Genomic DNA, 3,023 nt, shown 5'->3' on the forward strand with positions numbered 1-3,023 from the left:
AGATGTGTCTAAGAGCCAGGTTTCAGACCGCGCTGGCGAGGAGCGCCGGCGATGCGGCCGATATCGCACAGTCGATGCTGGTGACCGCCTGGAATGCGGCTATTGCCAGCGGAGGTATCGTTGGCGGCGTGCTGCTGGACCGTTTTGGCGTCGGGGCATTCTCTCCCGCGCTGCTGGTGCTGCTGCTGGCCACGCTGCTGGTGGCGTGGTCGGCCAGAGATCGCGGCTTTCCCGCCTCGGTGGGATGACCGGCCGGGCGCTATCCCGGCCGTTACAGCATGTCTGCCCACGGATGGTTCGGGTGCAGGCGCTCGAGACACTCCCGCAGCCATAGGCGCTCGGCCGGGAGTAACCCCGGCATGGCCCGGGCGAAATCCTCCTCGTCCTTCGGCCGGCGGTGCTTTGCCTTGAACAGCAGCACGGCTGAGGGGCTGAGGTAAGGAATGCCGCCCGCGGTCAGCGCGACCATTTCGTTGCGCGGCCGCGTGAGCAGCGGATCCCGCTTATAGGCCCAGCGCTCATCCGTTCCCGGCTCAATCATCATATCCGCCCGCCAGCGGTCAGCGGGGCGATCGAAGCACCAGATCTGCGAAATCCCGGCCTCCGGCTGCCGGTCGGCCGCCAGCCGCTCGAGCACGCCGTCGCTGACGGTATAAAACTCCATATCGCGCAGCTCGCGGCGAAAAAGGGGCAGATCCTCGCGCAGGATCGTGAATTCGATATCCTCATGCTCGCGCGTCTTCTTCCCGTGCCACAGATCGAGCGCCCAGCCGCCCACGACGCACCAGGGCCTCGAGACGCGGCTTAGCCGACGAGAGAGCTCGGCAGGGCTCCAGGAGTCCCAGCTATTCTCGTCTGGCACAATCGGTCGTTGGTTCATGCTATCGCTTCCCTTGTCTGCGGTTGTTATCGGCCGGCTTTGGCGCCTCAGCAACACTACTGCAGCGGTGAAGATAAGCACAGGAAAAGTCGTCCTCGTGCTTATCGCGCCACTTTGCTGCTAGCGAGCCGCCGTCCAGCGATGAGGGGCGTTCAGTCGGCGAGCGCGGCGCGCTGGCGAACGTTCTTGACGGTCAGCCAGATGGCGGAGACGAGGAAGTAGAACGCGCCGAAGGCCGCATAGGGCGCAACCGTAGTCACGTCCAGCGCCATGCCGCTATGCGCCTGCTGAAACATGAAGGCGCCGGCGAGCGCGGACTGGGCGCCGCTGAGGATCATCGGCCATTGGCCACTCGTCGTTTTCCAGCGCCGCACGGCCGTCGCCAGCTGCAGCAGGCCGGAGAAGATCGCCCAGGCGCCGAACACCGCGATCGTCGTAGGCATACCGACGGTAAGCGCTCCGCAGACGGAGAAGGCGATAATGATGCTGACCACAAAGTTGAACTTTTGCGACGGATTCGCGCCCAGGCCGCCGCTTCTGCGGGCGTCCAGATAGTTAGCCAACGCGTCCCAGGCCGGATACAGGATCAGCAGGGTCGCGCCGACGGCGGGATCGTGCTTGCCGACGAAAACGGCAAGGGCGATCCAGGCAATCGAGACCCCGGTTCGCAGAAAGTAGTAGGTCTGGAGCCATTGGTTCAGCGATCGATTAGGGGTTGCAGGGGCGTTTTGCATGTTAGTTCTCCAGGCCGTCAGATAATAAAAACCGCTAGCGACCTATTAGTAGGTAGAATATTGGGTGGCACCACCGCCGCTTACGCGCGGGGACTAACCTGAGTGCAAAGCAGCCCGGGGCGAGCTGCATGAGCGGTTCGTCGCGTGATGTTCCTGCTCAATGAATAAACATTAACCTACTAGTTGGTAGGTAGTCAACGTATTACCTTGCCTGTTCGTGATGCCGGCGCGGCGGACGATGCTTGCTGGGAAGGATAGCCGCGTTTTATCGCGTGCTGATCGTTATTGCGGATTAAGCCGAAGCCCCTCGAAGCCAGAGGGGCGCTTAGCCGATGCTTTACTTGGTGGTATAGCCGCCGTTGACCAGAATCGTCTGTCCGGTCATCCACCAGCCGTCGCTGACTAAAAAGCGAATCCAGGGAACGATATCGCCGATATCCGTCAGGCCGGTTGGGCTAAAGGGGGAGAGGGCGGCGGCGGTTTTATGATAGGCGACGGCCTCGGCGCCTTCGGCGGGGTAGAAGAAGGGCGTATCCATCGGGCCCGGACCGATGGCCGTGACGGAAATGCCGCGTTCCCCCAGCTCCTTAGACGCCGCGCGGGTGAAGTGTTCCACCGGCGCTTTCATACCGGCATAGGCTGAATAGAACGGCGTGTAGGCCCCAAGAAGAGAGGTCACTAACGTACAGATTTTTCCGTTATTTTTAACGTTTTTACCCGCTTCTTTCAGGAAAAAGAAGGCCGTTTTAGCGTTAACGGCGCTCATTTCATCAAACTCCGCCTCGGCGATCTCCGCCATCGGTTTCTTGAGGACTTTACCGACGGTATTGATGGCAATATCGGGCTGCCCTACCGCCGCCGCGGCATCAGCAAAGAGTTTTTCCATTGCCGCCGCCGAGGTCAGATCGGCCTGCAGCGCAACGGCTTCGGCGCCGACGGATTTGATCCAGGCAACGGTCGCTTCGGCCTCTTCACGCGTCGCATTGCTGTTGTAGTGGATAGCGATAGCGCGGGCGCCCTGTTGGGCGAAATCCCGGGCAATGAGCCCGCCGAGATTCTTTGCCCCGCCGGCGATAAGAACGGTTTTACCTTTGATAGCGTGATCTACCATGGTTTAGCTCCTGTTTCGGTTATTGTCCGGGCGAATCCCGTCACTAACAGCTTAATACCTGTCTGTTATGTATAAAGGGGCTGCTTCTGCATACACTATGCAGAATTAACGAATAGTGGGGCGAGAATGGATACGATCGATCTTTTCCGGATATTTATCAGAGTGGCGGAAAACGGCAGCTTTATTCGCACCGCCGAGACGCTGAACCGACCGGCCTCTACGATCTCTGCCGCTATTCGGGAGCTGGAATCGCGCCTGGGAACGCGTCTTTTACACCGCACCACGCGCAGCGGTTCCC

The 3,023-nt window shown here is 60.5% G+C and carries 4 protein-coding genes and 1 pseudogene; 2 read left to right on the forward strand and 3 right to left on the reverse strand.

Features of this window, described 5'->3' with window-relative positions; translation table 11 throughout:
* Positions 1 to 248 (forward strand): annotated as a pseudogene (locus PFH44_RS26285) (MFS transporter); the annotation flags it as partial.
* Between the two features lie 23 nt (positions 249 to 271).
* On the opposite strand, the gene PFH44_RS26290 reads toward PFH44_RS26285, so the two are convergent.
* The 3 genes from PFH44_RS26290 to PFH44_RS26300 all read right to left on the reverse strand — a co-directional run bounded on the left by PFH44_RS26290 (position 272) and on the right by PFH44_RS26300 (position 2,725).
* Complete coding sequence (locus PFH44_RS26290) at positions 272 to 880, reverse strand: nucleotidyltransferase domain-containing protein (protein WP_283826651.1); 609 nt, start codon at positions 878 to 880, stop codon at positions 272 to 274.
* Positions 881 to 1,032: 152 nt separating this feature from the next.
* On the reverse strand, positions 1,033 to 1,614 hold the full coding sequence (locus PFH44_RS26295; RefSeq protein WP_283826653.1) for a DUF308 domain-containing protein: 582 nt from the start codon (positions 1,612 to 1,614) through the stop codon (positions 1,033 to 1,035).
* A 337-nt stretch (positions 1,615 to 1,951) separates the two neighbouring features.
* Positions 1,952 to 2,725 (reverse strand): SDR family oxidoreductase, encoded by a 774-nt coding sequence (locus PFH44_RS26300; RefSeq protein ID WP_283826654.1) that lies wholly within the window; start codon positions 2,723 to 2,725, stop codon positions 1,952 to 1,954.
* A gap of 126 nt (positions 2,726 to 2,851) precedes the next feature.
* Between PFH44_RS26300 and PFH44_RS26305 the strand changes: the two genes are divergently transcribed.
* Positions 2,852 to 3,023, forward strand: a 172-nt coding sequence (locus PFH44_RS26305; RefSeq protein WP_283826655.1) for a helix-turn-helix domain-containing protein, incomplete at its 3' end; no start/stop codon positions are given.

The organism is Klebsiella sp. Ech2A (genome assembly GCF_030078455.1).
In the GTDB taxonomy this organism is placed as follows: Bacteria; Pseudomonadota; Gammaproteobacteria; order Enterobacterales; family Enterobacteriaceae; genus Klebsiella; species Klebsiella terrigena.